The 26,834-nt window shown below is 38.6% G+C and carries 15 protein-coding genes; 1 reads left to right on the forward strand and 14 read right to left on the reverse strand.

Annotation, left to right across the window (positions count from 1 at the left end; translation table 11 throughout):
• Nucleotides 1-62: 62 nt before the first annotated feature.
• The 14 genes from JIV24_RS00880 to JIV24_RS00945 all read right to left on the reverse strand — a co-directional run bounded on the left by JIV24_RS00880 (nucleotide 63) and on the right by JIV24_RS00945 (nucleotide 25,863).
• Nucleotides 63-4,868, reverse strand: a complete 4,806-nt coding sequence (locus tag JIV24_RS00880; RefSeq protein ID WP_200463099.1) for a CxxxxCH/CxxCH domain c-type cytochrome — start codon at nucleotides 4,866-4,868, stop codon at nucleotides 63-65.
• A 27-nt stretch (nucleotides 4,869-4,895) separates the two neighbouring features.
• Nucleotides 4,896-7,874: a PKD domain-containing protein gene (locus JIV24_RS22720; protein WP_200463100.1), complete on the reverse strand. Its 2,979-nt coding sequence runs from the start codon at nucleotides 7,872-7,874 to the stop codon at nucleotides 4,896-4,898.
• Nucleotides 7,875-8,052: 178 nt separating this feature from the next.
• A complete protein-coding gene (locus JIV24_RS00890) occupies nucleotides 8,053-8,769 on the reverse strand; it encodes a hypothetical protein (protein WP_200463101.1) in 717 nt (238 codons plus the stop codon).
• A gap of 19 nt (nucleotides 8,770-8,788) precedes the next feature.
• On the reverse strand, nucleotides 8,789-9,493 hold the full coding sequence (locus JIV24_RS00895) for a hypothetical protein (RefSeq protein ID WP_200463102.1): 705 nt from the start codon (nucleotides 9,491-9,493) through the stop codon (nucleotides 8,789-8,791).
• 12 nt (nucleotides 9,494-9,505) lie between these two features.
• Complete coding sequence (gene ccsA / locus JIV24_RS00900; RefSeq protein WP_200463103.1) at nucleotides 9,506-12,586, reverse strand: cytochrome c biogenesis protein CcsA; 3,081 nt, start codon at nucleotides 12,584-12,586, stop codon at nucleotides 9,506-9,508.
• A 67-nt stretch (nucleotides 12,587-12,653) separates the two neighbouring features.
• Nucleotides 12,654-15,518, reverse strand: a complete 2,865-nt coding sequence (locus JIV24_RS00905) for a cytochrome c3 family protein (protein ID WP_200463104.1) — start codon at nucleotides 15,516-15,518, stop codon at nucleotides 12,654-12,656.
• Nucleotides 15,519-15,530: 12 nt separating this feature from the next.
• Nucleotides 15,531-17,417, reverse strand: a complete 1,887-nt coding sequence (locus JIV24_RS00910) for a hypothetical protein (RefSeq protein WP_200463105.1) — start codon at nucleotides 17,415-17,417, stop codon at nucleotides 15,531-15,533.
• Between the two features lie 88 nt (nucleotides 17,418-17,505).
• A complete protein-coding gene (locus JIV24_RS22570) occupies nucleotides 17,506-18,066 on the reverse strand; it encodes a cytochrome c3 family protein (RefSeq protein WP_317193943.1) in 561 nt (186 codons plus the stop codon).
• A 6-nt stretch (nucleotides 18,067-18,072) separates the two neighbouring features.
• Nucleotides 18,073-19,086: a 6-bladed beta-propeller gene (locus JIV24_RS00920; RefSeq protein ID WP_200463107.1), complete on the reverse strand. Its 1,014-nt coding sequence runs from the start codon at nucleotides 19,084-19,086 to the stop codon at nucleotides 18,073-18,075.
• A 139-nt stretch (nucleotides 19,087-19,225) separates the two neighbouring features.
• Nucleotides 19,226-19,840 (reverse strand): cytochrome c3 family protein, encoded by a 615-nt coding sequence (locus tag JIV24_RS00925; protein ID WP_200463108.1) that lies wholly within the window; start codon nucleotides 19,838-19,840, stop codon nucleotides 19,226-19,228.
• Nucleotides 19,841-20,078: 238 nt separating this feature from the next.
• The gene (locus tag JIV24_RS00930; protein WP_200463109.1) at nucleotides 20,079-21,470 is read right to left on the reverse strand and encodes a sigma-54-dependent transcriptional regulator; all 1,392 of its coding nucleotides are present in this window, start codon (nucleotides 21,468-21,470) and stop codon (nucleotides 20,079-20,081) included.
• A 14-nt stretch (nucleotides 21,471-21,484) separates the two neighbouring features.
• A complete protein-coding gene (locus tag JIV24_RS00935) occupies nucleotides 21,485-22,975 on the reverse strand; it encodes a sensor histidine kinase (RefSeq protein WP_200463110.1) in 1,491 nt (496 codons plus the stop codon).
• Nucleotides 22,976-23,054: 79 nt separating this feature from the next.
• On the reverse strand, nucleotides 23,055-24,746 hold the full coding sequence (locus JIV24_RS00940) for a cytochrome c3 family protein (protein ID WP_200463111.1): 1,692 nt from the start codon (nucleotides 24,744-24,746) through the stop codon (nucleotides 23,055-23,057).
• Between the two features lie 103 nt (nucleotides 24,747-24,849).
• Nucleotides 24,850-25,863: an NHL repeat-containing protein gene (locus JIV24_RS00945; protein WP_200463112.1), complete on the reverse strand. Its 1,014-nt coding sequence runs from the start codon at nucleotides 25,861-25,863 to the stop codon at nucleotides 24,850-24,852.
• 134 nt (nucleotides 25,864-25,997) lie between these two features.
• On the opposite strand from JIV24_RS00945, the gene JIV24_RS00950 reads away from it, so the two are divergent.
• Nucleotides 25,998-26,480, forward strand: a complete 483-nt coding sequence (locus tag JIV24_RS00950; RefSeq protein WP_200463113.1) for a multiheme c-type cytochrome — start codon at nucleotides 25,998-26,000, stop codon at nucleotides 26,478-26,480.
• Nucleotides 26,481-26,834: the final 354 nt, after the last annotated feature.

Below are 26,834 nucleotides of genomic sequence, written 5' to 3' on the forward strand. Positions count from 1 at the left end.
AATTTTGTAATTGTTAGAAACGATGGGGTATTAGCCCCATCGTATTATTATAATATTATTAATTACCAACAGTTCTTACCATTTCCACAGTGTGCATTAGTTGGTCCGGACCATTGATAGCCCAATCCCGGAATCATTGTACCAATATTCCTTCCGCTAGCAATATCAGGGTCAGAGTGCCATACATAATTTGCTCCTAAAGCATCACACTCAGCTTCAGTGTCAAATGTATTATAAGCCGGTGCTTTACCTGAACCAACATACTCTCCATGACCATAATATCCATACCATGAAGGATAAAACCAAACACTACCATCAACATGTCTTGATGTACTATATGTTCCTTGCTTTTTAGCTTCACCGCTGGAAGCTCCAGCATCATTATTATGGCACCAGAAACATTGAACTGCTAACCAAGAATGTGTTATACCATCTCCATAGGAAGCCTCATCCAGACTAATAAGTTGATCTGGAGAATTATGAGCACCTGTATTTGAACCATGAGCTCCTGTGCTTGGATACTGACTGGTAGTATTCACATCGGTTACTTGTCCTGTTGAGGTTCCTTCCTGGATAGTATAATTTGGGGCAGCCGGCATCTCAGTTGGGCCATCGTGACAGGCACTACAAGTAGTTAGAGATCCTCCTACCCAATTGGGAGTTGTTGCATATGTTATAGGAGAAAAAGCTGCACTTGGATTCCACTCGGCAACTCCTGAAAAACCTCTATTTGCAGTCGTACCTGTACTGTGGCAATAAACATTGCTACATGTACCTCCGTTACCTGCATAACTTGGCGTATTAGCATCGGCTCCATTTCGTGTAGCTAAACCACTAAGATCAAACCCTACATCTCCCCGGGTACCATTAACATGACCTGCCTGATGACAAGTAGTGCAATTATAGCTATACAGGGTACCATCTGTATGTTTATTATGAGCGCCTGTACCACCATGCATTGAAGCATCTGCAGCATGACAATCGCCACAAGCAATGACTCCACCATCCCAGGCAGGAACAGTGGCGTAAGTACCGGCTCCATCACTGTGGCAATACACATTCGAACAGCTTGTACCATTCCAGCTTGGAGAAGCGCCACCGGCAGCTGCTAAACCGGAAGGGTCAAAAACAACATCCTTACTACTTGAAGGGTGACTGGCTTCCGCCCCACCACCCTGACCGTGTCCGAAATGGCAGGTACTACACTTATATTCGTAAGTGCCGACGTGCAATGAATGAGCTCCCTCGGTATAACCTTCTGATGCAAGAGGATATTCATAGGGTGTTGAAGCATCGTGGCACGAGTGACAAGCTCCCGCTGAAGGTGCAAAACCGCCATCATGAGGGTGACAAGACGTACAATTAGCACCATCATTATGACTGCTTCCGCTTCCATCAGCACGGTGATATTTAAGAGGAGTACCGTCATCAACATGACACACCTCGCAAATACCATCATAAGTACCATCACCATCAGCGAATGAGGTAAGTGATGGAAACACAACCGTACTGCCATTCACTACATCATTTACCATATAAATATTGTCCTTGTTGGTGTTATGGACTTTGTGGCAAACTAAACACGAAAGGCTTTTGTGTGTCATAGCTCCCTCATGGCAATCAAGACAAAGTGTGCCATCATTTGCGGCCTTGAGTAAGTTCCCATCAGTTGTTAATGTGCCGCCGGCCACATCATGAACACCATGACATGATGAACAGTTTATCTGCTCTCCATTTGCGGCCAATGTAGGATTATCCACAATTTGGTCACTACTTGTATCCATTACTATACCAACCGGATGACTCCCTTTATTGCCATTATCGTCTGCATAACGCCCTACATTCCTTGCTGAATGACAATTTTTACACATGACATCATTTGTATTATCAACTCTCAAATAAGGAGAAGCCGCTGCAGAATTATGTTGATCATGACAAGTTGAACACATAATTTTTCCATCAACCACCCGAATTGCCAACTCACCATCGGCTGGCGTTGGAATATTCGTTTCATAAGTTGTATTAACAGCATTCACATCCCAGGCATGAGAATTACCTCCAGTTCCCGGAACTGCTTTATCACTGGAATCAAAAGCCTTATTGGAGGCAATACCAGTACTGATATGACAACTCTGACATTGCAGGAAATTTTCAGTTGATGCCGAAAGTCCTTCTCCCAATGCATTGTGAGTAAAGTGACAGGAAGTACAATTGGTAGTACTATGATCGGTTGGCGTGGCACTGACTACTGACTTAACAGCAGCTACACTTGTTCCACAAGCATTGGATGCCGTTACTGTAATATCACCATTTTGTCCGTCAGATCCGGAAGTCACATAAATTACTGATGTTCCATCTCCTGATTCTATGGACCAACCTGCAGGCACAGTCCAATTATAGCTCGTTGCTGATTCAACTGCTGGTACATTATACCTTAAACCTGTTGTTCCAGGCCATGCATTTGTTGTGCCATAAATCACAGATGGAATTGCAGGTGTAGTAATTACATCAAGCTGAAACACATAATTTCCACTTGACAACCCTGTCGATGAATTTTTGACACTTAGTATTGTACCATATGAAGCAACTCCAGCCCCTCCAGGCACTGTTATACTAATCGGACTAGCCGTAAGCGAGGCATCTACAACATCCACAAACCCCTGTCCTTCTGCAAAATCAGAGAAATTGATGCTATATAAATCCGGTGACTCCGTTGTTGCAGAATAAGTAAGACCCACTGAGGTTGTTCCCTGACAAACAGAAGGATTAGCGCTTAAAGTTATTGTTGGCGGAGAAGATGCCACAGACGAAGTAACGGCTAAAACAGATGCCGTACTCGACCCACAAGTGTTATTTGCCGTAACCGTAATATTTCCGTTTTGTCCTTCGCTGCCTGAGGTAAAAGAAACAGATGTAGTTCCTTGTCCTGAATTGATCGTCCACCCCACAGGTACACTCCAGGTATAATCATCTGCACCTGTCACAGATGAGATGCTATAAACATTTCCTGATGAGTTGGGTGTGGTGTTTGTCGGACCACTGATTAGCCCCGGTGCAGTAGGAACATCACTAACAGTCACAACAGTAGCTGCAGAAGACGGGCTGGTACAAGCATTTTCAGTAATCGTAACCGTATAACTTCCGCTTGTTGAGACAACAATAGAAGGAGTTGTGGCTCCTGTACTCCACAAGTAAGTACCGGATGAGGCACTTGAGGTTAGTGTAACAGTTCCCGGAGAACAAAAAGCAGTTGCCCCGTCTGCTGATATGGCAGGTGCTGAAGGAGTGGCATTAATTGTAATAGTTATAGCATAAATACCACTTGAAAGTCCGGTGCTGAAATTTTTCACTGTCAAATCCGCATTATATGTACCGGCAGCGGCGCCGGCTGGCACTACCAAAACAATCGGACTGCCTGTAAGTGCTTCATCAGTCACATCTAAAAAACCATTCGATGGGGCAGAGCCTTTATAACCTATGCTGTATAAATCAGGGCTATTGCTTGTTGCACTATAGGGTATATTGGCAGTTGTTTCTCCCTGACAAACAATCGGATTAGCATCATCAATGCTTATGGTCGGCGGTGCTGCCACCACTGTTACAGCCACTATTGAAGAAGAGCTTGTTCCACATGAATTAGTTGCAGTCACCGTAATATCTCCATCCTGCCCCACCGTACCTGAGCTCACAGAAATTGAAGTTCCTCCCTGACCTGAATCGATTGTCCAGCCAACGGGCACAGTCCAAGAATAAGATGTGGCATAAGTAACCGAGCTAATACTATAAACTATACCGGAACTGGTGGGTGATACTGATGTAGAACCGCTAATTGCTCCGGGAGTGGCAGGAGCCGGAGGATCAACTGTAATGGTTATTGCATAAGGATCGCTCACCAATCCACTACCGGAATTCCGAACAGTCAGATCAGCATTATAGGTTCCAGGTGTCGCAGTTGCAGGCACTGTTATTGTAATCGGGCTTGCCGCTAAAGCACTGTTTGTTACATCCGAAAAGCTTTCTGCTTCTGCTGTAGCATCAAAGTTAATACTGTACTGATCAGGTATACCGGTAGTTGCTGAATACGTTAAATCGGCATTGGTAATTCCCTGGCAAACGGATGGATTAACTCCGAGAGTAATCGTTGGGTTTGTTGGTGCAGCTTCAACAGTAACAGCAAATGTTTGTGCAATACTTGATCCACAACTGTTAACAGCAGTTACCGTGATGTCACCATTATCACCTGCATTTCCGGAAGTTACAGAAATGGATGTTGAATTCTGACCAGCGTCAATTAACCAGTTAGCATTTGGAACCGTCCAAGTGTATCCAGTTGCATCCGCTACCGGACTAATACTATATGTAATGCCAGATGTATTCTCTACCACAGGTGTAGTTCCACTAATGCCGCCGGGCTGCACAGGAGCCGGTGGCTCAATTGTTACTGCTTGGGTACCCGTCACCAGCAAACCGGCACTTCCACACCCACTTGCAGTTGCAGCCCAGGTTATTTCTACATAATAGTACAAGGTACCAATATCACTTGATGAAGGTGTATAATTAAAACTTGTTGTTCCTGTATTTGAACTGACAGATAACACCTCAGTTCCTCCTGAATTAGAATTTACGCTGTTAGAGAACCATCTAACAGTAATATTTGTATTCTGAGGCTGACCATTACCAACTGAACAATTACTAAAACTAACTGTCAAACTACCAGTAGCATCATTCTGACAATAAGTAGCACTCCCGGTAAAACCCGTAACTGAAGTAGGATATGAAACTTTTGCTGCATTAGCCTTAAAATTTATAACAGGCAGGATTCCTATTAAAACAATTAGTAAGCTTTTTTTAATGATTATATTTAACATATCATCAATATTTCCAATATTAACTTCTTACTTTGAAATTACAACTTTCGATGTATAACTCGTTGTTCCATCGCTTAGCCTTATATTATATACACCGGATGAATAAGCTTTCATATCCAGCTTATTAATACCATTTCCTTCTATCTGTTTAGTAATAATTAATTCACCAAACATATTAATCACTTCCAGTGTATAAACAGACTTGTCACCTTCAGATACCCGAATAGTAAACTCACCATCGGAAGGATTCGGATAGATAGCAAAACCATACTTTATTATCTGATCCTCTATGGATGTTACAAGCACCTGGACCTGTTCGGAATAGGTGATTGAACCACAATCGGCACTACTTGCTGTTAACTGTACGTTATACGTACCTGAATTGGAATACGTGTGAACCGGATCTACTTCATTTGAGGTATTCCCATCTCCAAAATCCCATTCATAAGAGGTGGCATTAGAAGAATTATTAAAGAATGAAAGCTCCAATATATTAGCTGAATGATCAAAAGCAGCAATCGGTTTATCAACTACATCAATTTGAGCAGCTCCATTTATACATATTCCTGCCCCACTTGGATCACTTACATCTGCAATTTCATATAATCCGGGTTCTGTAGCTTCAATTATATAATTTGGGTTATCGGTATCAATAGAAATAGCGTTAGCTCCATCACGCGTATAGGTGAATTGCCAAGGAGCTATACCTTTTAATTCAAGCTGTATTTGAGTGCTATTACCTTCACAAATTGTGGCATCTGATGAAATAATATTTGCAGATGGAGAAGAATGAACAATTTCAGGGTAGCTGGCGAATTTACCATCATTTGTACAGTGAACATCAGTAACCTTGATGATTTCATAGATACCTGCCTTAGAAGTATTAAGATCATACAAGGAAGTTGTAGCTATTGAACTGGTAATCGTATCCCTATCATCAATATGATAGATAAAGCTCCATGGCCCTTGCCCTAATAATGACACTTCTAAATCAGTTGTTTCTCCCGGACAAATAAACACTTGTTTTCTACCTAAAGTAAATGTGGCATCCGGTAAGGCATGTACAACAATAGTTTTACTTCCATTAAGCGTTTGAGCGGCACAATAAACTGAACATAACTCGGTAAGCTCAACAACACCCGCCTGAGCTACTTTCAACTGATATGGATTACTGTAAATATCAGTGATGGTAACAGGATTTAGTCCATCAATTGTATATGTCAGGCTCCAGGGAGCTGTTCCCGTCAGGTCAATTTCAACAACTCCTTCTTCTCCTTCGCAAATGTTTATCGTTTCTGGTACAATGTTCGAACTGACAAGCGGTTCAACAATAATATTCACTATACCTTCGGTACAAGTACCTGATTGCACAACATCAGAGATGGATAATATCTCATAAGAACCGCTTGTGTTAACAGATAACAAGTGAGGATTATCACTTGTAGTGACCTGATAGGTCTGCAACCCATCGGTATATTCAAAGTCCCAGGGACCAACACCTGAAAGATTCACTTCAATAGTAAAGGATGCACCGTTACATAAAATTACATCTTCTGATTGAATAAGTGCTGATGGCAATCCATTATCAGATACTGTGAACGGAGCACCACTTATAGTACCTACACATTGGCCGGCATCACTTAACTGAGTAATGGTATATGCACCAAACTCATTAACTGACAGTTGCCGGCTTGGCTGTTCTGTTGTTTCAGTAAAATGCTCAATCCCATCAATGGCATAGGTATATGTCCAAGGTCCTGTGCCGGTAAAAGCAATATCCATTGCGGTTGATTCTCCCGGACAAATCACAACATCTGAAGAAGTAATAAGAGCTGTTGGTAATACGTTCTCAGCTATATTTGCACTTCCAATAAATTTGGTACCATAAAAGTTGGCATCTATCAATTCTGTCACTTCATATAATCCGGGAGTGGTCACTTCCAGAAAGAAAGTATTCGACTCCGGATCTTCGGTAATATTCTCCAGTGTTACAGGGTTCTCTCCATCAATGGTATAAGTAAACGTCCAGGGTGATGTACCTGTAAAGTCAATCTCAATCTTTTCAGATGCTCCTCCACAAATCACACCTTCTTGTGTGATAAACTCAGCAGTTGGCAGTGTTTCATTGGCATAAAACACTTCAACATTACCGGTATTTAATGATGTAATGTATGCCCTGTTGTACTTATTCAATACAATATCAATGGGCACATTTAAACTCCCATTATTTTCACCATAGCTACCAAATCTACTGACGAAAGAACCGGACTCATCAAATATACTAACGACCGATTGGTAAGGATCTACCACGTAGATTAGGCCCTTATCACTCACAGCTAAACCTTGTATTCTGGTAAACTCTCCATCGCTATTTCCTGACTTACCAAAGCTACCATTTATGGTTCCATCAAGCTCACAGAACCAAACTTTAACAGGCAGTTTAAAACCGGAACCAATACCACCATGTTCAGAAACTAAAAGTCGCTTGTTCTTTTTATCGTATGCAATACCTACAGGATAAGTAAATGTTCCGTTCCCAAAGTCGTTGATATGACTCCCTTCTGAATCAAGCACAACAATGCGTCTGTATTCTTTATCAACTACATACAGATTATCAGCCTCATCAAAAACCATATCTGTGGGTTGCTGAACACCTTCGAAAAACTGAGTTAAACTGCCATTTTCCCCAAGGCGATAAATAATACCAGTCTGGCCATCTCCAATATACACCTGATTTTGAGAATTTACAGCTACTGCAATTGCTTTTATGGATAACTGGTAAGTATTGTGCAACAGTCCTTGCGGGGTATATACCATTACCTTTTTATTATCAGGCTCTGTTACATACAAATAACCATCAGTACCTATAGCAATGCGCAATGGGCTCTGCAAACCGATACTGATGCTTGCCTGATGATTAATATGTAAAGGAGAATTTTGCCCTGCGGCACTGATAGCAGTCAGAACTGCAAAAATAAGGCATATAGATTTTAGGAACTGATTCACGCTGTATTTGTTTTTGATGATATTTTTTTACGGAGCGCTGGTCATTAATGTTGCCACTTAACTACACCTTTATCAATGTAATCATTCATTTATACCCAGTCTGAATTAACACAACCAAATTCGGCTGTCGAAACATTTGAATAGGGACTTAATCCCCATTCACATGCTTATATTTGAATTAGTTTTGAATCTTAGCCTCTTCAATTATTAATTCATACTTGTAGCCAGCTCCAAAATCTTTATCTATGGCAACCACTCCCTCTAGCATCACGACTGAATTTAATTCAATCAGTTCTGAAGTTGTTATCGTTATATCATAATTAGCGCCGTCTTTCATTTTCGTTCCATCCTGAATATGAATCCAGTTCTTGTTCATAATGTGGTTATTGACCTTCACCACTTTTCCTTTCACAAGAACCTTTTGCCCACGATACTTTTCTTTGTTTTCAAACAAGTCGTTAAGCATAAGCTGACCTTCTGTGACGTCAATAGAAATGGCTTCATTGGAAACAACCTTTTTAGCTCCGCTATGCGTATGGGCGTGTGTTGTTTTGCCATGCAATGCATTTAAAAAGTAGATGGTTTCGAAGGTACGGTCTAGTTCCTTGCTCGTAAAGTTATCCATTCGCATTTCATCAGCATAATGATAGGTCTCACCCACTTTAATATCAGCTTTTGAAATTGCAAACCATTTTTCTTCTTCGCCTTCTGTTGCTCTTACATAGGTATATTGACCTCCTTGAATAACTTCCTGTGCCACCACATTATTCATTCCGGTTTCAACAGCTTCACCTGGCTCCTGACCTGCCTTTTTTTGTTTAATATTTGAGTTACATGCAGTCGCAACTATTACTAACAAAACAACACCTAAAACTTTCATTAACTTGCTTATCATACTGTTTATTTTTTAATAATTATTCGTCAATCCTTTTTCCTTCCTCAAGAATAATATCGTATCTATATCCGTAACCAAAATCTTTGTCCACTACAACTGTTGCCTCAAAGATAACAACATCCCCAACCTTTACTTCGTGCGATGTGGTAACAATCAGTTTTTTACTTCCGTTGAATTCGGTACCATCCTGTATATGCACCCAGTTACAATTTAATATTGACTGGTTGTACTTAACCACCTGTCCTTTCACTACTACTTGTTGCCCTTCATATCTGGCTACATCAGCCAATAGCTTAGCTATTGGTATGCTATTGGCATCGTGTTCAATATTTACAGGCTCTATCTTTGTATCTGCGGGCTTGTTAGCACTGGCTGCCTCATGATAGGTGGCGCTATTAGGCGGAAAATCATGAATAGCTGCTAAGAAAATTACTTTCTTAAATACCCGGTCCAACTCCCCACTTTTAAAATCGCGCATTTCCATGCCATCCGGATAATAGTAGGTGGCTCCCAGCTTCACCTCTCTTTTACGAACAGCCAGCCAATTTAACGAATCGCCTTCCAGCATCTGTATATAAGTGTATGCACTGGTATTCAATACTTCTTTGACAATGCCCTTATGTACGTTTCCCTTATAAACACTCTCAGCTTTACTTGTATGATGATGTTGTGCATTAATATTTCCTGCAAAGCACAATAGAAATATTATTATTGATATTCTCATAACATTTTACTTTTATTCAACCTCTTGTTCAATACTTGATTTAAATTTATTATTTCTGTAATTCATTCCAGCCATTACGGTCAATAAAATCAGAACAGCGACAGAAACATATACAAAATTAGGTATTGGAACAGGGTCACCACTTGCATATGAATGTAATCCTGACAAGTAGTAATTAACACCAAAATAAGTCATTAATACAGAAGCAAAAGCATAAAGAGCCAGAATATTGTACAAGAAAGTACTGCTTAAGCCTTTAATCAGCCGAACATGACTTACAAAAGTATAAACGATGATGGTGATTAAGGACCATGTTTCTTTTGCATCCCATCCCCAGTAGCGTCCCCAGGACTCATTGGCCCAAATAGCCCCTAGAAAAGTACCGATGGTTAATAAATGAACACCAACGATGATTGACTTCTGATTTAAAAAGGTCAGTACCCCAATCGTTTTTTTAATGTTATCCTTGTTGGACGGTGATATAGATACAAACAAGATCAGGTTAACGATAGCCAATACGAAACCCAAGCCTAAGAATGCATAGCTACTGATAATCACAGACACATGCAAGGTTAACCAGTAAGACTTTAATACCGGCACTAAGTTCGTGATCTCCGGATCCATAAAACTAAGGTCTGAAACCATCAAAGTCATAGCTGCTAAAATGGCCGTAGACGGTAATGCAAACTGTGTATGCTTATTGAAAATATATCCGGCCAGAATTGTTACCCATGAAATAAAAATCATGGATTCATATCCGTTACTCATCGGTGCATGACCTGAGATATACCATCGGGCTGCAATGGCCAGTGTGTGAACTATAAAAGCCGGAAGTATACCGTAAACAAAAACTCTTTCCAGCCAAAGAGGTGTCTTTTTAGCTCGTAATATTCCTATGATTAAAATGATTAAATACACAAAACCCACCGTTGCATAAAATGGGAATAAACGTTTGAAAACATTCCAGTTGTTGTACATCGTCTCCACCTTTATTTTGGTGGGTGAAGGCAATTCATAACCCGCATTACTCATTTGATATTCCCTAAGCTCTGCTAAAAGTCGATCAGCTTCGGAGTAATTGCCAGTTTCTTTAGCCGAGTTGACACTTGTAAAGTAAGAAGACACCAAAGCCAAACCACCTTCAGCTTCTCCAATGCTCACAATATCCTTTGGAAAATTACCTGTATGATACCATTTACCACTTCGACTCCCCGGTGCTGGTAAAACGTTAAAAAACTGACCTGTGAAAATGGAATAGCAAATATTGATGCGCTCATCCACCTTCATTACTTCCTTGTCGTACTTACCTCTTTGGTTGGGAGCTTTAGAATATACCTGTTCAACAACCTTCTGCAATTTATAAGCATTACCCTGTATAAAGTCACTATAGGCTCCGTATGCTCCAGTTAATCCCAGCTCTTTTTGTAAGGCTTTGTTAGATACTTTGATAAAGTTAACATCTTTCCAATGATCGTAATTGATGTTCATATCTAAAAAGACCTGAGTCGCTGACTGCCCCTCAAACGTCTCACTGCGATGTATTTTTCTTAACAAAGCTGATGACATGGTTGACATGGGTTCGGTTCTTCCCTGAGGATTTTGAACCAACAACTGCCCAAACTTTTCAGCATGTGAAGCATCAATTTCTTTTGCACTGCTTTGTGCAAAGACACCTCCCGAACTAAACAGGAGCATTAAAGCTACAACAGAAGCCACGGCTTTTCTTTTACCCGGATATGCCTTACGCAAATAGGAATTCTTATTAAACATAGACCATATCATACCGAAAAACAAAATAAAATAACCGATATAGGTTACCGTAGTACCTAAACTATCATCATTCACCGATAAGATGGTTCCTCTCTCATCTTTATCATAAGAAGACTGATAAAACCGGTAGCCATGATGCTTTAAGATATTGTTCATATAGATATGAAATGGAACCGGCTCATAACCTTCCTCATTAAGCATTACATAACTTGAGAAAGAAGACGGACTGTTAGAGCCAGGGTAACGATCAATTTTAAAATCTTTGAGATGGATACTAAATGGAAGTTGAATCGTCTGATAATTGTACGAAGCTGAAAACAATTGCTCGCCAAGTCTGACAAAACCTACATTGCTTCCAAAAGCTGTTGCATTTACAATAAGTTCCTTTTTTTCTTTGCCATCACTTATCTCAAAACGTAAAAACGGCATTTCACTCTCTTCTTTGCTTAACAAGGGATCATCATGCCATGCGAGAATTGCCTTTGATTTAAAATCAGTAACTGCAAACTGATAACCTGCACAGTGATACATTTGATTGACGACTACATTTGTCAATCCTTTCTCATCTTGTGACAAAGGAGCGTTATTCAAAGCTGAGATCTTATTATTTGGAACCAGCTTTAAACTATCCTTATCCATTACCATTTTTATATCAGCATTCACCTTATCATCACCAAATGTTACTGTTAATTGGCCAATTCTTTTGGTGTCTCCCAAGTTAAAAAACTCTTTGGCTTTAGTGCCACCACGCGAAACCATAATCCCCACGACAGGCTGCCCATTTTCATCGTCAGTGATGGAAGCTTTAGCCCTGCTGTAATAATCAACAAAGCGAATATCATAGTTAGTACTGCCTGTCGTAATCTCTTCCTTAAACGAACGGTCAGTTTTAAAATCCTGCACAAACTGACGCGTTAAAGGACTTGTATTATTATCTTCCGCAACCAGCGTCATCATACGGTTACGTGTAACAATGACAGAAGAGGATTGTCCTTCACGAATATGCATCATTCCTTCTTCTCCAAAATAACGGGTTAATCCTGCACCTATAATCATCACCACCATAGCCAGGTGAAAAAGGAATATGCTGAACTTCTTCGGTCGGTATAGTTTTTTTTCAAAGATTCTTCCTGTAATATTGATAGCGACAAGGATAATCAAAACTTCCATCCACCAGGAGTTGTATATCACTATTTTAGCATATTCAGTCCCAAAGTCGTTTTCTATAAAAGTGGCTAAGGCCAGAAAAAAGCCAATAACCACTAAAAGAATCCCCATCAGAACAGGAGAGAATAAGAGTTTTAGTTTTTTTAATATGTCCATTCCTAACTTTTTAATTAATTTATCTATAATGCTACAGGCATTTTGAAAAACGAAGATCTCCTCTCCTTTATCCTGCAAGTCCTTGTTCACTATTGTGTTTTTTCAAATAGGCCTGAGTGATACGATAGTATTCTAATGAGCCATTTCCATTAAACCCTGTCCTTTCAACTGCTTTAAATTCTTTTGTAAGCTGTTTCATTAACTCCGGCTTAGTCATTATCATTTCATATAATTGCTTCTGTTCTTTTTCATCCATATGTTGAGTTGCTATTTGAGTCATTTGATACAAAGTATTACTGTACTCAATACTTGCTACACTACCAGCATTATCAACAATAACTTTAGAGGATTTTCCTTTTGCTGTATATGGATTATTTTGCAACACCGATCCGCTAAGTAGTTTAACGGCCAATTCATCAAGACGATCTTCTTCCCCATTATACACTGATGATTTAGAATGTGTAAAAATTAAATTATAATACTCCATAAAACTAATCAATTCACTACTATCTCCAACTATCTCTCTTGTAATAAAATCAATTGACTTATCAGTCTGCTGTTCACTTTCTATTAACAAGGCAGAAGTACTTTCGGGGCTCACTAAAGTGTTCCTTCTGTTAGCATCAGGTTTGTATATGGAAACCGGCTGTTCTTCTTTTGTTCCATCTCCTTTGTAAGCTATAATTTTAAGTGATAACCTATTCTCTTTTGATGCCCTATACACATTACTTCTATTTTCCTTAGTACTTTCACTTGTAATAAGCCTTTCTCTATCCTTTATCCCTATTTCATCAGCCTCTTTTTGATTCAACGGCTGCGACTGCTCCTTATTACTAGTTGCCAGATGTACATCTTTACCTAAATCGACTTCCCTACCTCCTCTTGACTGTTGATACAATAAAGCAAGTAATTCGGATGTTGAATTTTCAGGTAGCTTTTCGCGTTCTCTATCATAGTCTTTTTTTGCATGACAGCCCGGATAGCACGCCCCTCCATCTGAATCATGCTGATAGCGCATAGCCATCACTTCCTGACCAAATACAAAATCATGCGCTATTAAGTGCTCATTATCTGAGGCATGTACATCATGACAAATAGCACAGGAGCGTCCCTTATTATCATTAATATGCAGGTAGTGAAGATTCACCTTTCCTTCCCTGAATTCAGTGGCATCAGAGGTAATTTTATTTTCGATCAGAGCCGCATCGTGGCAAGAAAAGCATAATGCAAAACTATCGGCTACAGCCGGTGTATATTCCGATTCAGGAAATACTTCTTTTACAAACTGACCGGTTTTAGCGGTATGCGGATCGTGACAAGTCACACAACCATCCATCTCAAGGGCAGCATGTACTGTTTTACTATTTTTAAGTTTCTTGCTCATTGCTTCAACAATGCGCCCATCCTTTCTCTTGGTCCTGTTGTGACAATTCAGACAAACTTCCTTATTATCCTTAATCAGAAAGTATGGCTGATCAGAAGCATGGGGCGAATGGCAAGCCACACACCCTTCTTTATTAATCACTGGCCAGTGCACATGTCCGTCACTCTCAACCCGACTGTACATTTCATCATGACAGGTATAACACAGAGCTTTATTCTCTTCAATTAATAACTTAGTATTTGGTGCATTATGCGTTCCATGACAGTTGGCACAGTCATCATCAAACGGGTAATGCTGGTAGGCCGTTTCTGATTGTATTTTTATATCCTCATGACAAGAAAAACACAATTGCTTCTTTTCCTTTTTTATGAAATATGGATGATCCGACTCGTGCGGATCATGACACGAACTACATTGCCCCTCCTTAACCGGATAATGAACCTTATCTGAATCCGGGATTTCCTGTTCGTGACAGGTTAAACATAGGTTGGAGGCTTTGGGCTCAAGTAAAAGGCTGTTATGAGCCGATGCATGTGGTGAATGGCAAGTTAAACATTCTCCTTCCGCTGCAGGATAATGCCGGTGAGTTTTAGAATTGAAGTCATGACAATTCAAACATAATGCGGGTACATTCGCTGTCAGTAAAGCAGCTTGTTCTGAAGCATGGGGCTGATGGCAATTTCCACAATCATCATCAAAGGGGTAATGAATGACCGCCAAGTCATTTTGTTGCTTAATATCATCATGACACTCAAAACAAAGGTTCTTTTTCTCTTGTTTCAAAAAGAATGGCTGGTCTGCTGCATGTGGGTCGTGACACATACTACACTCTCCCTCTGCTGCTGGATAATGTTGGGATGCTTTATCGGCCATTTCCAGATCGTGGCAGTCAGCACATAAAGTTGTTGGTGATTGCTGCAGTAAATAAGATTCATTGGAGGCATGCGGGTTATGGCAGGTACTGCATTCTCCTTCTGCAGCGGGATAATGCTGATTTGTTTTATTCATCATGTCAGCATCATGACATTCAAAACAAAGCTTAGAAGGTGTTTGCTTTAGAAAATAGGTTTCATCAGAGGAATGGGGATCATGACATGTGCTGCACTCTCCTTCGGCAGCTGGGTAATGCTGAACAGATTTATTGCTTAACTCCAAATCGTGGCACATGACACATACATTGCCTACCGGGTTATCAATCAACAAAGAAGCATGATTGGCTGAATGCACATCATGGCAGGTATTACATTCGCCTTCCTGAACGGGATAGTGAACATTAGTGTGGGTATTGTTCTCTTCATGACAGTAAAAACAAAGGTCAGGTACTTTATCCATTAATTGAAACCCGACGACGCCAGTTTGTGGATGACTCTCACCATTCCCCAAATGGCAATTATCACAGGCGTTATCTTCCAAGGCACCGTGCTTAAAACTTTTATCTATGAGAGTCTGATGGCAATCAGCACATGACTGTTCTGAGGAAGCTGTCTGGGCAAAAAGCGCCCCCCTGAAAAACAGTATACTCATAAAACAAATTGCAAATACTCTCATAATAATTTATTATTAAAATCTCCTAATTAGTTTTAATGATAAACGAAATAAATTAAGCTTAGTTTCATAATATATCTGATCATAATACTCAATACTGAGCTTACCTTTTAATCTCCGAATATTCAAATCATACTCACACTTTAACCTTAACATTTCTATATAAATATTGCTTCCATCCTGCTTATTATAAAAAGCATTGAAATTTAAACCGGAATATTGATTAATTCGATATGAAACTGAACTTGAGAAACTATAAAAATTACGATACTCGTTTGCATCAAAATAGTCAGCTAACTGATAAGAACAGTTACCTGAAAAGATTATTTTTTTATACCTGCTATTCAAATTGAAAAAATACCTCGTCATATAATAGGGGAACAACCTACTTAAGTGTTCTTCATACTCAACTCCTGCATTGATTATACCTGTTTTAACCCTGACACCATAAATATTTTGTGTCAGATAATTTAAAGTTGCAGGATTTACATTATAAATATCGTTGTATTCATTTATTGAAGACTTATAATAAAGGTTTAGAAAAGAATTAAATAAAAATAGCTGCGCCGAGAACAAACCAGTATTAAGAGTATAGCTATTAGATCCTAACTGGATAGACGAATAATCAACATAGATGAGACTATTGTTTGCCATTAAACCTCCTGGCACCCTTTGAATTTCGATATAGTCACCTCTCTCATGAATTATATAATCCAGATTTGGTTCATAAAATACAGTATTTGTTATATCAGTAACAATAATGGAATTAACATCAACAAATGGTTCATTCAACATAGTTATTGTACCATCCGAAATTTCATGCTGCTCATCGTAAACATTTCTGCTAAGACCTTTGGAATCTGTTGATACATTTCGTTGCGACAAGCCACCACCCAGAAATAATTTACCAAAAGGAATATTTTTTTGATAATCAATTTTACCACCTACCGCAAAAACATTTTGGCACATCGCAGGCTGAGTTGACTTAAGGTAGTCCATAAAAACCTGAGAGCCAAGACTCAAGAATAGCTGATGGCTTAAACGTCCTATTATTTGATTAGATGATATTTTATTACCTGCTGTTGTACTATTCCTGAAATTATAATTTGTATTAAGTGTAAAACTATACGGCAACTTTAAAAAGGCATTCTCTTGAATTAAAAAATTGGAACTTTGAATTCCATTCTGTTCATGTGAAAAATCTCTAATAAATGTATTTAATGTGTACTTTCTATCTGCATCAAAAGCAAGTTGATTTCGAAAATTTGCGTCAAAAATATTGTTATATATTTTACCAAAAATATTACTTGTTTGTGTTTTACTTTTATAAGAAACATCTATGTAACTATTATTTCTATCAGAAATATTTGTACTGCTTTTAATCTGATATAAAATATTCTCATAATTATAGGTTCGTTTTGACTGAATTTCTTCCTGAATATTAACAGATTTTTCAGCAGTAAAAGAAAACGGTGCGAATGAATTTCTGACTCTTAAAATTGCTCCGTTAATTTTATTGTTTAAATATATATCGGTCAGGTCTTCACGATTATGTACTACCCGACTTCTGTTAGTATACATCAAAAGAGAAACAGGTCTTGTATCAAAGATACTTGCATTAATATAAACCTTTTTCAAATCTCTAACCTCACTTTGATCAGGAAATTGAATATAATCACTTTCTCCAGTTTTAAGGTCATAATATAAATCTATATTTAACTTAATAAGATTAGGATGCAAAATGTAATTTTTTGATTTATACCCTAAGGCACCTGTAATGAAAGACTGGCTGGTTTTAACATTTTCAAATTGATAATTTTGATACTTGAATCCATACAAACTCTCTAAGGATACCAAACCTTCATAGGAAAGGACATTCCAGAACTTGTTTCCCAGCTTCATTTCCCTTCCACTTACCTGAATTGAAACGAACAATAATAATAATAATACTAAATATATGTAAAAAGAAGACTTCAAGTTAATATTTATACTAATGAAACATAAAAGGATCTTCACCACCATGTGGATTATGACACTCTGTACAGTTATAATTCCCTATGTCAGCATGAACTTCATTATTCATAACCATTTTCTGCTCATGACAATGATAGCATAGCAATTGCCCTTCTCTTAAAAGTAAATTACTATTACGAGAATTATGAGCATGATGACACGATGTGCAATAACCAGCAGATACAGGTCCATGAATATATTTGTATCGATCATTAAAATCCTCATGGCACTGGTAACAAAGGCCTGGCATTTCCTGTCTAAGGTCTCCCATGCTTTGGGGGATATGACAAATATCACAACTCCTTTCCTGATATGGAGCGTGTTGAATAATCTGATTGTGCCTCTCCCGGGCCGCTGCAAGAACAGATTCGTTATAACTAAAATCCCTTATTACCTTTTCGCCTTGACCCTGACTGCCTGGTTTAGGAACACCATCAAAAAAAAATGAAAGAGTCTTATAATGCTTCTCTGTCGAACATCCCACTACACAAAAAATGCATAAAATTATAAAGGTCAATCGTAGCATCCACCTATTCATTAGGAATTATATCTTTTCTACCCTTGCGTACACAGATACCTTATCAGGGCCGTGTTGGTTGGTTACAAATATCAGATATAATAACTTATAGCCAGGTGCAAGAAACTTTTCGAAATATTCATTATTGGTATTATCAATATAAATACCGGAAGGCATATACAGATAACCAGGCCCCTGATAGCCTCCCCCTCCAAAAAACATCAATAATTGCCCCTCTTCATTAAATAATTGAACATTTTGAAAGGCGGCATCAACTGCAAAAATATTTCCTTCGTAGTCAACTCCTATACCCTTTGGTCTGGCAAAGGACCCGAAGTTTAATCCCTGTTTGCCCACAGACCTGATATATTTTCCTTCCACTGAATAAACTTTGGTTTTAAAATCACCCCAGTCACTCACATAAATTTTATCGTCTAAAACAGAAATACTCTTGGGCTGGTACAGATAACTATCATCACCCTCTTCTACATCAGGGAATGAATACAACTTATTAAAAGGATATGAATTTTCATATACATCAATAGTATGTTTTTCCAGATTGGTTATAAACAAGTTATCCTCTGTAGTACAAATATCAAAAGGTTTTAGATCATCATTTTTGATTCTACCTATATACTTTTTTTCACTATCAAATATTTTAACCTCTCCTGTTCCATTATCTACTATAAATATATGGCCCCGATGATCTACTTCACAGTTTATTGGTAAATTAAGCGACGCTTCACCTTGCGGTTTAAAATACTCAAAACGACCAGATGATAAGTTCATAACAACCAAAGACTTGAGCGCTATATCAGTGATATAAACATAATTTTTCTTAACGGTTATACCATACGGATTTCTTAATTCCTTAATTTCGACTTCTTCCCCTGTAATGTATTTATAGAAAAAAGATTGTTTTACGGGTTTTAAATCTTCTTCAGAAGTTATTTTATTTAGAAACTGTATTCTTGCAGTATCAGGAGGTAGTGGAAAAACTAAAAATGATTCTTCTTTAGCAATCTCATTCTTATTAAGCACAGAACACCCTGAATTAAACATGAAAAACAAAGCAATTACGGAATAAAAAACAAATTTCAACATAACTTCTAGACAAAAGGGAAAATAATTAGGGCAAATAAGCATTTGCCCTAATAGAATTTACATTATGCAATAATAATTATTTATTGTGGCACTCCAGACACAACGCACTGCCTGCATTACTAACTCTCAATAAACTAGGAACACCGGCAACACCATGAGGATCGTGACATGAAGCACATTCAACAGTTCTTGAGCCATTTGCACCAAAAAGAAAATCTACCTCGATGGTATTTGTCCCAAATGAGCTAATTTCTGATTCTGGATCCTTTAAACCTCCATCTGCAGTTGCAAGGTCAACATCATAAATAAATGAAACAGGGTGATCATTAGATAAATCAACACCTACTATAGTATTAGCTCCAGTATACTCCGTATTCATGTTAGTCGTACCTGCAGATCCACCATGTGCATCAAGATTAGATGTTCCATCATGGCAACTCAGACATTTTAAAGATATCCCTCCTGGAGCTGAAGTACTACCTTGGAAAGTACCTGAAGAATACATTGTAAAACCTGTATTAGCACGAACAGCGTGATTCCATAAAGGAGCATCTGCATTGTCACCACCGTGAGGAGTGTGGCAAGGCTTACATATCTCTCCTGTACCACTTTCATTCCACGTTTCAGCGGAAAAATTGTGTCCTGTACCGGCAATCTGAGCTGTACTTAACTGTGCTACTCCGAGGCACATTACTAAAGCGATTAAAATTTTTTTCATAATATTTATATTAAAATTAATAACCCCATACACCCAACATATATTATACCAAAGAATACATACACCACTATATCTGACACTTAATTATCTTTATTCATTCTAAAGAATATTCTATACTTATCTTTATACCAATCAACTCACTAATCAATGTAACATTCAGTACAAGTGAGTCATATACCCCACTTTCATCGGGTGATTTAACCCACATGGGTTATATTTTATATTTCTTCTTTTTATAGCGCAGTGTATCACGTGAAATACCTAATAATTTAGAGGCTTTTGTTTGGTTACGATTGGTCATTAACAATGCCTTTTGAAGCACCTCCTTCTCCATATCATCCAGTGATATTGGCCCCTTATTTAAATCAACAAGCACACTATATTCTGACAAGCCAGCCCCCCATTCAGGCTCTGACACTAATTCTTCCTGCCTTATTTCCATTGGCAAGCAATCCTTCTTTAACACCTCCCCACTTTCGAGTATCACCGCCCTTTCTGCAACATTCCTTAACTCACGAACGTTACCAGGCCAATTATAATTTACAAGCAACTCCTTTGCTTCCTCATCAATCCCCTGTATTTTTTTTGAGAATTGCTGATTAAAGAACATGAGAAAATATTCCAATAATACAGGCACATCCTCAGGGCGCTCCTTCAATGGAGGCAATGAAAATTGAAAAACTTTCAAACGGTAATACAAATCCTTCCTAAATGTCTTCTTTTCAACCGCCTCTTTTAAGTTGCGATTAGTGGCAGCTATAATTCTCACATCAATTTGAATATCACGACTCCCTCCAACTCGCCGAACCATTCGATTCTCCAGCACATTAAGCAACTTCACCTGCACTTCCTGATTGATTTCTCCAATCTCATCCAGAAAAACGGTTCCCCCTTCTGCAATTTCAAACAAACCCTTCTTCATGGCGACTGCGCCTGTGAAGGCCCCTTTTTCATGCCCATAGAGTTCACTCTCCAGTAAAGCATCGGGCAGCGACGAACACACAATCGTCACAAAGGGCTTATCCTTCCTTTTACTTTCATTATGAATAGAACGGGCAAACACATCTTTTCCGGTACCACTTTCGCCTAGAATTAAAATCGATGTTGCATCGGTTTGCGCAAGCTTTTTTGAGATCGTAATTATCTCCGTAATCTTTGGAGATGCATGAATTATATTCTGAAAGGTAAACTCCTCTTTTTGCTGACGACGAAAAACCTGCAACTCATTATCCAGACTCAACTTCTTTTTGAAACCATCAATAATCACATTGATCTCATCAAAATTAAAAGGTTTACTTACATACTCCGAAGCTCCACCTTTCATGGCCTCAACGGCCATATCAATGGTTCCAAAGGCCGTCATAAAAACAATACCAACCGACTCATCAACAGCACGCAGCAAAGGAATCAGTTCAATACCGAACATCCCCGACATATGATTATCCAGAAAAATCAAATCAGCCCCTTTCCTCTTAAAAAGCTCCAATCCCTCTTCTGCACTCTCAGCACTTATAACTTCATAACCTTTACTCTCCAACTGTTTTTCAAAAGACCAGCGGATCAGTTTCTCGTCATCAATTACCAATACCCTCAATGATTTCATTAAATATTGCTTTTTTAGTTCGCTGCGATTTCATTAAATAGAAGGGTGATGATAAATGTACAACCCAAGCCCTTGTTATTTTTTACACTTATTTTACCACCGTGCTTGTTGATTATCTCTTTAGCTATCGCCAAGCCCAGGCCAGTCCCTTTGGAACGCGTAGTATAAAAAGGATTGAACACTTTAGCAATGACATCCTCGGGTATCCCTTTTCCTGTATCCAATACTTTTATTTTTAATTTACCCGCAACACTATCGTATCGCGTACTATAAACAACCTCACCCGTCGATTCAATGGCCTGCGTAGCATTTATCCCCAAATTAGTCAATACATTTTCCAACTGATCATAATCAAAGAGCAATAAAGGAATGTCATCTCCTAAGTCTAATTTAAAATCAACTTGGTTGTCACGTTTTTGATTACTCAGAAAAAAAACGATTGACTTTATCAATTCATTTATATCATTCTCTTTTAAACGCACCTCACTTTCCCTTGAATATTTGAGCAGATTTGTTATCGCACCATTAACGCGGACCGTCTGCCGCTGTATCTCTTCCAAAATTTGCTTATTCCCCCCGCATGATGTCTCATCATTCACAATCACCTCAATAGCATTAGCAATACCAGTTAATGGGTTCCGAATTTCATGAGCCAAGCGCGCCGACATCTCGCCCAAAGTGGCAAGTCTACGTGTCGTACGAAGCTCATTCTTATGCATCTGTAATAATTCATTTTGGGTATTCTGAAAGTTATCCAGCATCTCATTGAAATTAGCCCCTAATTCACCCAACTCCTTACTTTTAGGAATCGCCAGGCGCTGTGTTAAATCACCATTATTGACACCCTTCATCAGACGATGAAAAGAAACCAAAGAGGTTCGAACAAATTTATAATGCATAAAAATGACAATCAACACAATCACCCCAATCATCAATACTGTAAAGAAAATACTAAAGCGCTGAACAACGAACAAACTCTCCTCTGCCTCAGATAAAGAATAATCAATAGCTATATACCCAAGTGTCTTAATACTCTGAAGGTGACACTCAACACAAGAAGGGCTGTTATCTAACTTAATCACCATCCTTGAAAATGGCTCCTTCAAATCATAATAAGATTCTACACAAATATTGGAGTGAGCCTGAAGTGATTCAAAACGATTAAAAACACTATCTACTACAATTATTTCGTCTCCACAATCTATGAACTCCTCCGGTCTCAATAATGACACATCCATAACATGCTCATTATCTTCCATATCATCCATCAAAGTTTTAATAATACTGCCGCTATACTGTTTAATGGTATACAAATAAGGCTCTTGAAGCAATTCAATAGAGGTGGATACATGATGCTCTACATTTTCATAAATCTCTTGCTGTATATACTTGGTATAAAGACGAAAAGACACATACGACAAAGTCCCAATAATCAATATTAAAGGAATGGTAATTTTAACCCGGAATGAAAATTTATTCAGTCTTTTATCTAACTTTTCAATCATAATATCATCAAAAACAAATATTCAACCACTTCAATACCTTTTTATTTATACATGTTTTTGTTCCTACCCACACAATCACTTAGTACCCTATATTATCATGATCCTTGCCATGACACATTACATTGCAGCTCCCACTTCGATACCCCTGATCGGTAAAATGCAAATCACCATTTGCTCTGGGACTTACTACATTTAAATCAAAATTAATAAGGTGAGAATGATTAATATCTCCACCTTGCATTTCGCTTATTCCGTGCGGATCATGGCACACATTACACGAAATATTATTTTTTACCACATGGTTATAGTGCACTTTTTGCTGCACACCATCACCCGCCTCCGTCACAAACATGTTTCTTGAATGACATGAATAGCACAATTCATAAGCCTTTGATGACTCTATCACTTCATCTCCTTTTAAATATTGATACTTTAAAATCTGCGGATAGATGGAACCATGTGGTCCTGCCGGAGAGTCGTCACCATCACTGGCATGACAATCAGTACAATAAATCATATCTGATTCTGTCAGATTATTTAACAGGCCAGGTACATAAGTATTTTTACCCTTTTCAGCCACCGGATGAAAGGACACTGCCGAAGGAGAGAACTCCATCCTGGTATTGGTCTGCTCTACCTGTCGGCTGGTTACTGCTCCTGCCATTGGATTTTCAGAGTGACATCGGAAACACAACTCATATTCATAAGCAATACTACTCACCACATTTCCTGCCTGATCAATCCCTTGCACACCAGAAATTTGACCATTCACCTCGGGCGCTTGAGCAGGTTGATTATTTACAGCATGCGGATTATGACAGTCCTGACACTCCACGTGCTTTTTAGACAGGCTCAACAAGGTCTCCTCTCTGGGATCATGCACACCATTATAAGCATACACATTGTGCCTGTATTGTTTCTGCATTTGCAGCTCTATATTTTTTTCTGCCGGAGCTACATTTCCATTGTGACAATCCAGACAATTTTTTTCCTCGAGTATGCTTTTTTGTAGCTGAGCTTTTCCTTTGGCTGAATGAGTCTGATGACAATTGGCACAAGCATTTTCTGCCACACTGGCGAATGGTGTTTCCACATGTGTCCATGGATTTTCACCCGATCCATTCCAGTTGGCATTAGAAGTGGCATGACTTGATGTTGTCCAATAATCACGATCGTGACATTTCAAACACAACTCTGAGAACTGATTCGTTGCCACTAGGAAATTAGAGTATTCATCGTTATGTGGGTCGTGACATGAGGTACATTGCACTTTGTCTTCGCCATCTAACACCACAGGATGTTCAGGACTTGTTTTTAATTGACCATCGATAGCAGCAAATGCAGCATCATAAACAAATGATATCGGATGATCATCTGTCAGATCTGTTCCTAAATTAGCCCTTCCATATACTGGTACAGCAAGTCCCGTGTTTGCTCCTTTCGATGCACCACTACTTGGCGCTACTGTACCATCGTGACAGGTTAGACACAACAGCGATGCCCCATCAGGCTGGCGAGATGGATCCACCTTGATATCCGAGGTAGAGCTGACTGACTGGTCATACATTAAATAACGCTTTCCAACATTTCCCCATTTGGGTGCTTGTCGCCTTGAGGAATGTGGCGTATGACAAAATTCACACATCGATTGACTTGATCCCGCCTTTAAGCCTTTACCATTTACTGATAAATTATGCCTTGTGTTAGTTATTTGAGCACTAACACAATAAGACACCAAAACAAGCCCCATCAACAAAATCAGTCTATTCATCAATTAAATCCATTCATTTACCCCGATAAATGTACACTTTACCATATTTTTATACTTGAAATAAAACAACAAAGATTCACTTTCATTAACATTTAGATTTATTCTAATTAAAGACTAAACTCTTTATTAATTCATTATTAAGTTGATAAACCTGTATTCGGGCGTTTAAATAATCTGTTACGTAAATTCGATTCATATCTGTTATATAAACTCCCATAGGCATCATAAACTCTCCAATGTCGGTTCCTTTATTCCCGAAATAATATAACAAGTCTCCATTCTTATCAAATACCTGAACAGCATTAAACAGAGCATCTGCCACATATATATGCCCATAAGAATCCAGAGCTATTCCCTTGGGTCTGGCAAAACTACCTGTGGCATCCCCATTTTCGCCAAAAGAGCTGATAAAGACTCCCCCGGGCGAAATTTGCTGAATGCGAAAATTCATAGAATCGACTACATACAAAACTCCATCCTTATCTACATCCAGAAAGGTCGGGTAATTAAATTGTAAATCACCCAATCCTCTACACCCAATTCTTTTTATCAAATTCCCTTCAAAATCGAAGACTGCAATTCGGTGCGCTCCCGTTTCTGAAACATATACCAACTCCCTGTCAACATCACAAACAATACCAGTTGGCTTATTTAATATGGTATCAGAAAAAACCTTAAGCAGGCGATCTTTTTCATTATATAGAAACACTTGATTATGGTATGAATCAGTCATTAGAACAGCCTCATCAGGATACTGGCACATATCAACCAATGATGTCAATGCTATTTTAGATTTGACCTTCCAGGGCTTAAACTCTCCCTCTGCATATCTGATTATCCCTTGATAACTTTGATCTAAGACTTTTAACTGCTGATTTTTGTCAAGAAAAACAGAAACAGGCCTATATAATCTTTGTGGCTCTTTTCCTGTAAGTAAGTGCAAGAGTGATTTAAAACTAAACTTGAACTCTTTCGTTACCTGACACTCAGGTATCACCTCTACATACTCAATAAATCCCGAGCTCTCATCAATTATCTCAACCTGCTCCTGCCCCAGAAACAACTGGCAAGAGCCGACTAAAAACATTACAGCAACAATATATTTTAGTACAACCATAACACACGTGAGTTATTTATAAACAATGTAAATTACAAACTAACGCAAACTTTTTTAATAACTCTTCCGTATTTGTTACCTATTTTAGACACGCAAAAAATATTAAGAAACTAATTTAATCTAAACAGTATAGGATGAATATTCAACGACTATTACTACTAATCTGCCTTGTACTGGGCGCTAATTTATTAAATGCACAAAACAAATACATTGGTGCAGCTAAATGTAAGATGTGTCACAACAAACCAGCAACAGGTCAGCAGTACACCAAATGGACCGAAGCCAACCACTCGAAAGCATGGCAATTACTAAGTGCTGAAGAACAGAAAGACCCGAAATGTGCGAAGTGCCACTCAACAGCGATGAGTGTGGATGCTAGCTTACATGCAGGCATTAAAGTTGAAGAAGGTGTTTCATGTGAATCATGCCATGGACCAGGTAGCGCCTATAAAAGCCCAACAGTTATGAAGAGCAGAGAAGCTTCGATGGCAAAAGGATTAATCCTCCCTACTGAAGATGTCTGCAAGAAATGCCACAACGAAGAAAGCCCACACTATAAAGGCTTTAATTACGAGGAATACTTAGCTAAAATAGCACATACAAATCCTAAGAAGTAGGCATAATAAAAACAAATAACCATCTCCTTACTTAATTGATTAAGTAAGGAGATTTTTTTTGAAAGCTGAAATTGGACCGACATGCAAGTATTCCATTCTAGCACACAATCCATATCGTAAAACACTACATATCATGACAATAATCAAGCCACAGGAAAGAAAAAGCCTTCACTAGCTATATATAAAATTTATTACCTGAAAACTTTACTTGTTGAAGCGGCTTGATCAACAAGCCGTATGAACAATTCTTTTTTTAATGACATAGAGCTTTTGGGGTGTAAAGGTCTCCGCATTACCGATATAAAAAAAACAACTCATTAGATTGATCAATCAATTTGAGGCAGTGTCAATCAA

The organism is Carboxylicivirga marina (assembly GCF_016612505.1).
Taxonomy (GTDB): Bacteria; Bacteroidota; Bacteroidia; order Bacteroidales; family Marinilabiliaceae; genus Carboxylicivirga; species Carboxylicivirga marina.

What these genes read in the sequence shown, in the direction of transcription:
- JIV24_RS00880 (WP_200463099.1), bottom strand. Translation starts at nt 4,868, where the DNA reads ATGTTAAATATAATCATTAAAAAAAGCTTACTAATTGTTTTAATAGGA.
- JIV24_RS00945 (WP_200463112.1), bottom strand. Translation starts at nt 25,863, where the DNA reads ATGGTTGTACTAAAATATATTGTTGCTGTAATGTTTTTAGTCGGCTCT.
- JIV24_RS00895 (WP_200463102.1), bottom strand. Translation starts at nt 9,493, where the DNA reads ATGAGAATATCAATAATAATATTTCTATTGTGCTTTGCAGGAAATATT.
- JIV24_RS22570 (WP_317193943.1), bottom strand. Translation starts at nt 18,066, where the DNA reads ATGAATAGGTGGATGCTACGATTGACCTTTATAATTTTATGCATTTTT.
- JIV24_RS00910 (WP_200463105.1), bottom strand. Translation starts at nt 17,417, where the DNA reads ATGAAGCTGGGAAACAAGTTCTGGAATGTCCTTTCCTATGAAGGTTTG.
- JIV24_RS00905 (WP_200463104.1), bottom strand. Translation starts at nt 15,518, where the DNA reads ATGAGAGTATTTGCAATTTGTTTTATGAGTATACTGTTTTTCAGGGGG.
- JIV24_RS00950 (WP_200463113.1), top strand. Translation starts at nt 25,998, where the DNA reads ATGAATATTCAACGACTATTACTACTAATCTGCCTTGTACTGGGCGCT.
- JIV24_RS00930 (WP_200463109.1), bottom strand. Translation starts at nt 21,470, where the DNA reads ATGAAATCATTGAGGGTATTGGTAATTGATGACGAGAAACTGATCCGC.
- JIV24_RS00890 (WP_200463101.1), bottom strand. Translation starts at nt 8,769, where the DNA reads ATGATAAGCAAGTTAATGAAAGTTTTAGGTGTTGTTTTGTTAGTAATA.
- JIV24_RS00925 (WP_200463108.1), bottom strand. Translation starts at nt 19,840, where the DNA reads ATGTGCCTCGGAGTAGCACAGTTAAGTACAGCTCAGATTGCCGGTACA.
- ccsA (WP_200463103.1), bottom strand. Translation starts at nt 12,586, where the DNA reads ATGGACATATTAAAAAAACTAAAACTCTTATTCTCTCCTGTTCTGATG.
- JIV24_RS00935 (WP_200463110.1), bottom strand. Translation starts at nt 22,975, where the DNA reads ATGATTGAAAAGTTAGATAAAAGACTGAATAAATTTTCATTCCGGGTT.
- JIV24_RS00940 (WP_200463111.1), bottom strand. Translation starts at nt 24,746, where the DNA reads ATGAATAGACTGATTTTGTTGATGGGGCTTGTTTTGGTGTCTTATTGT.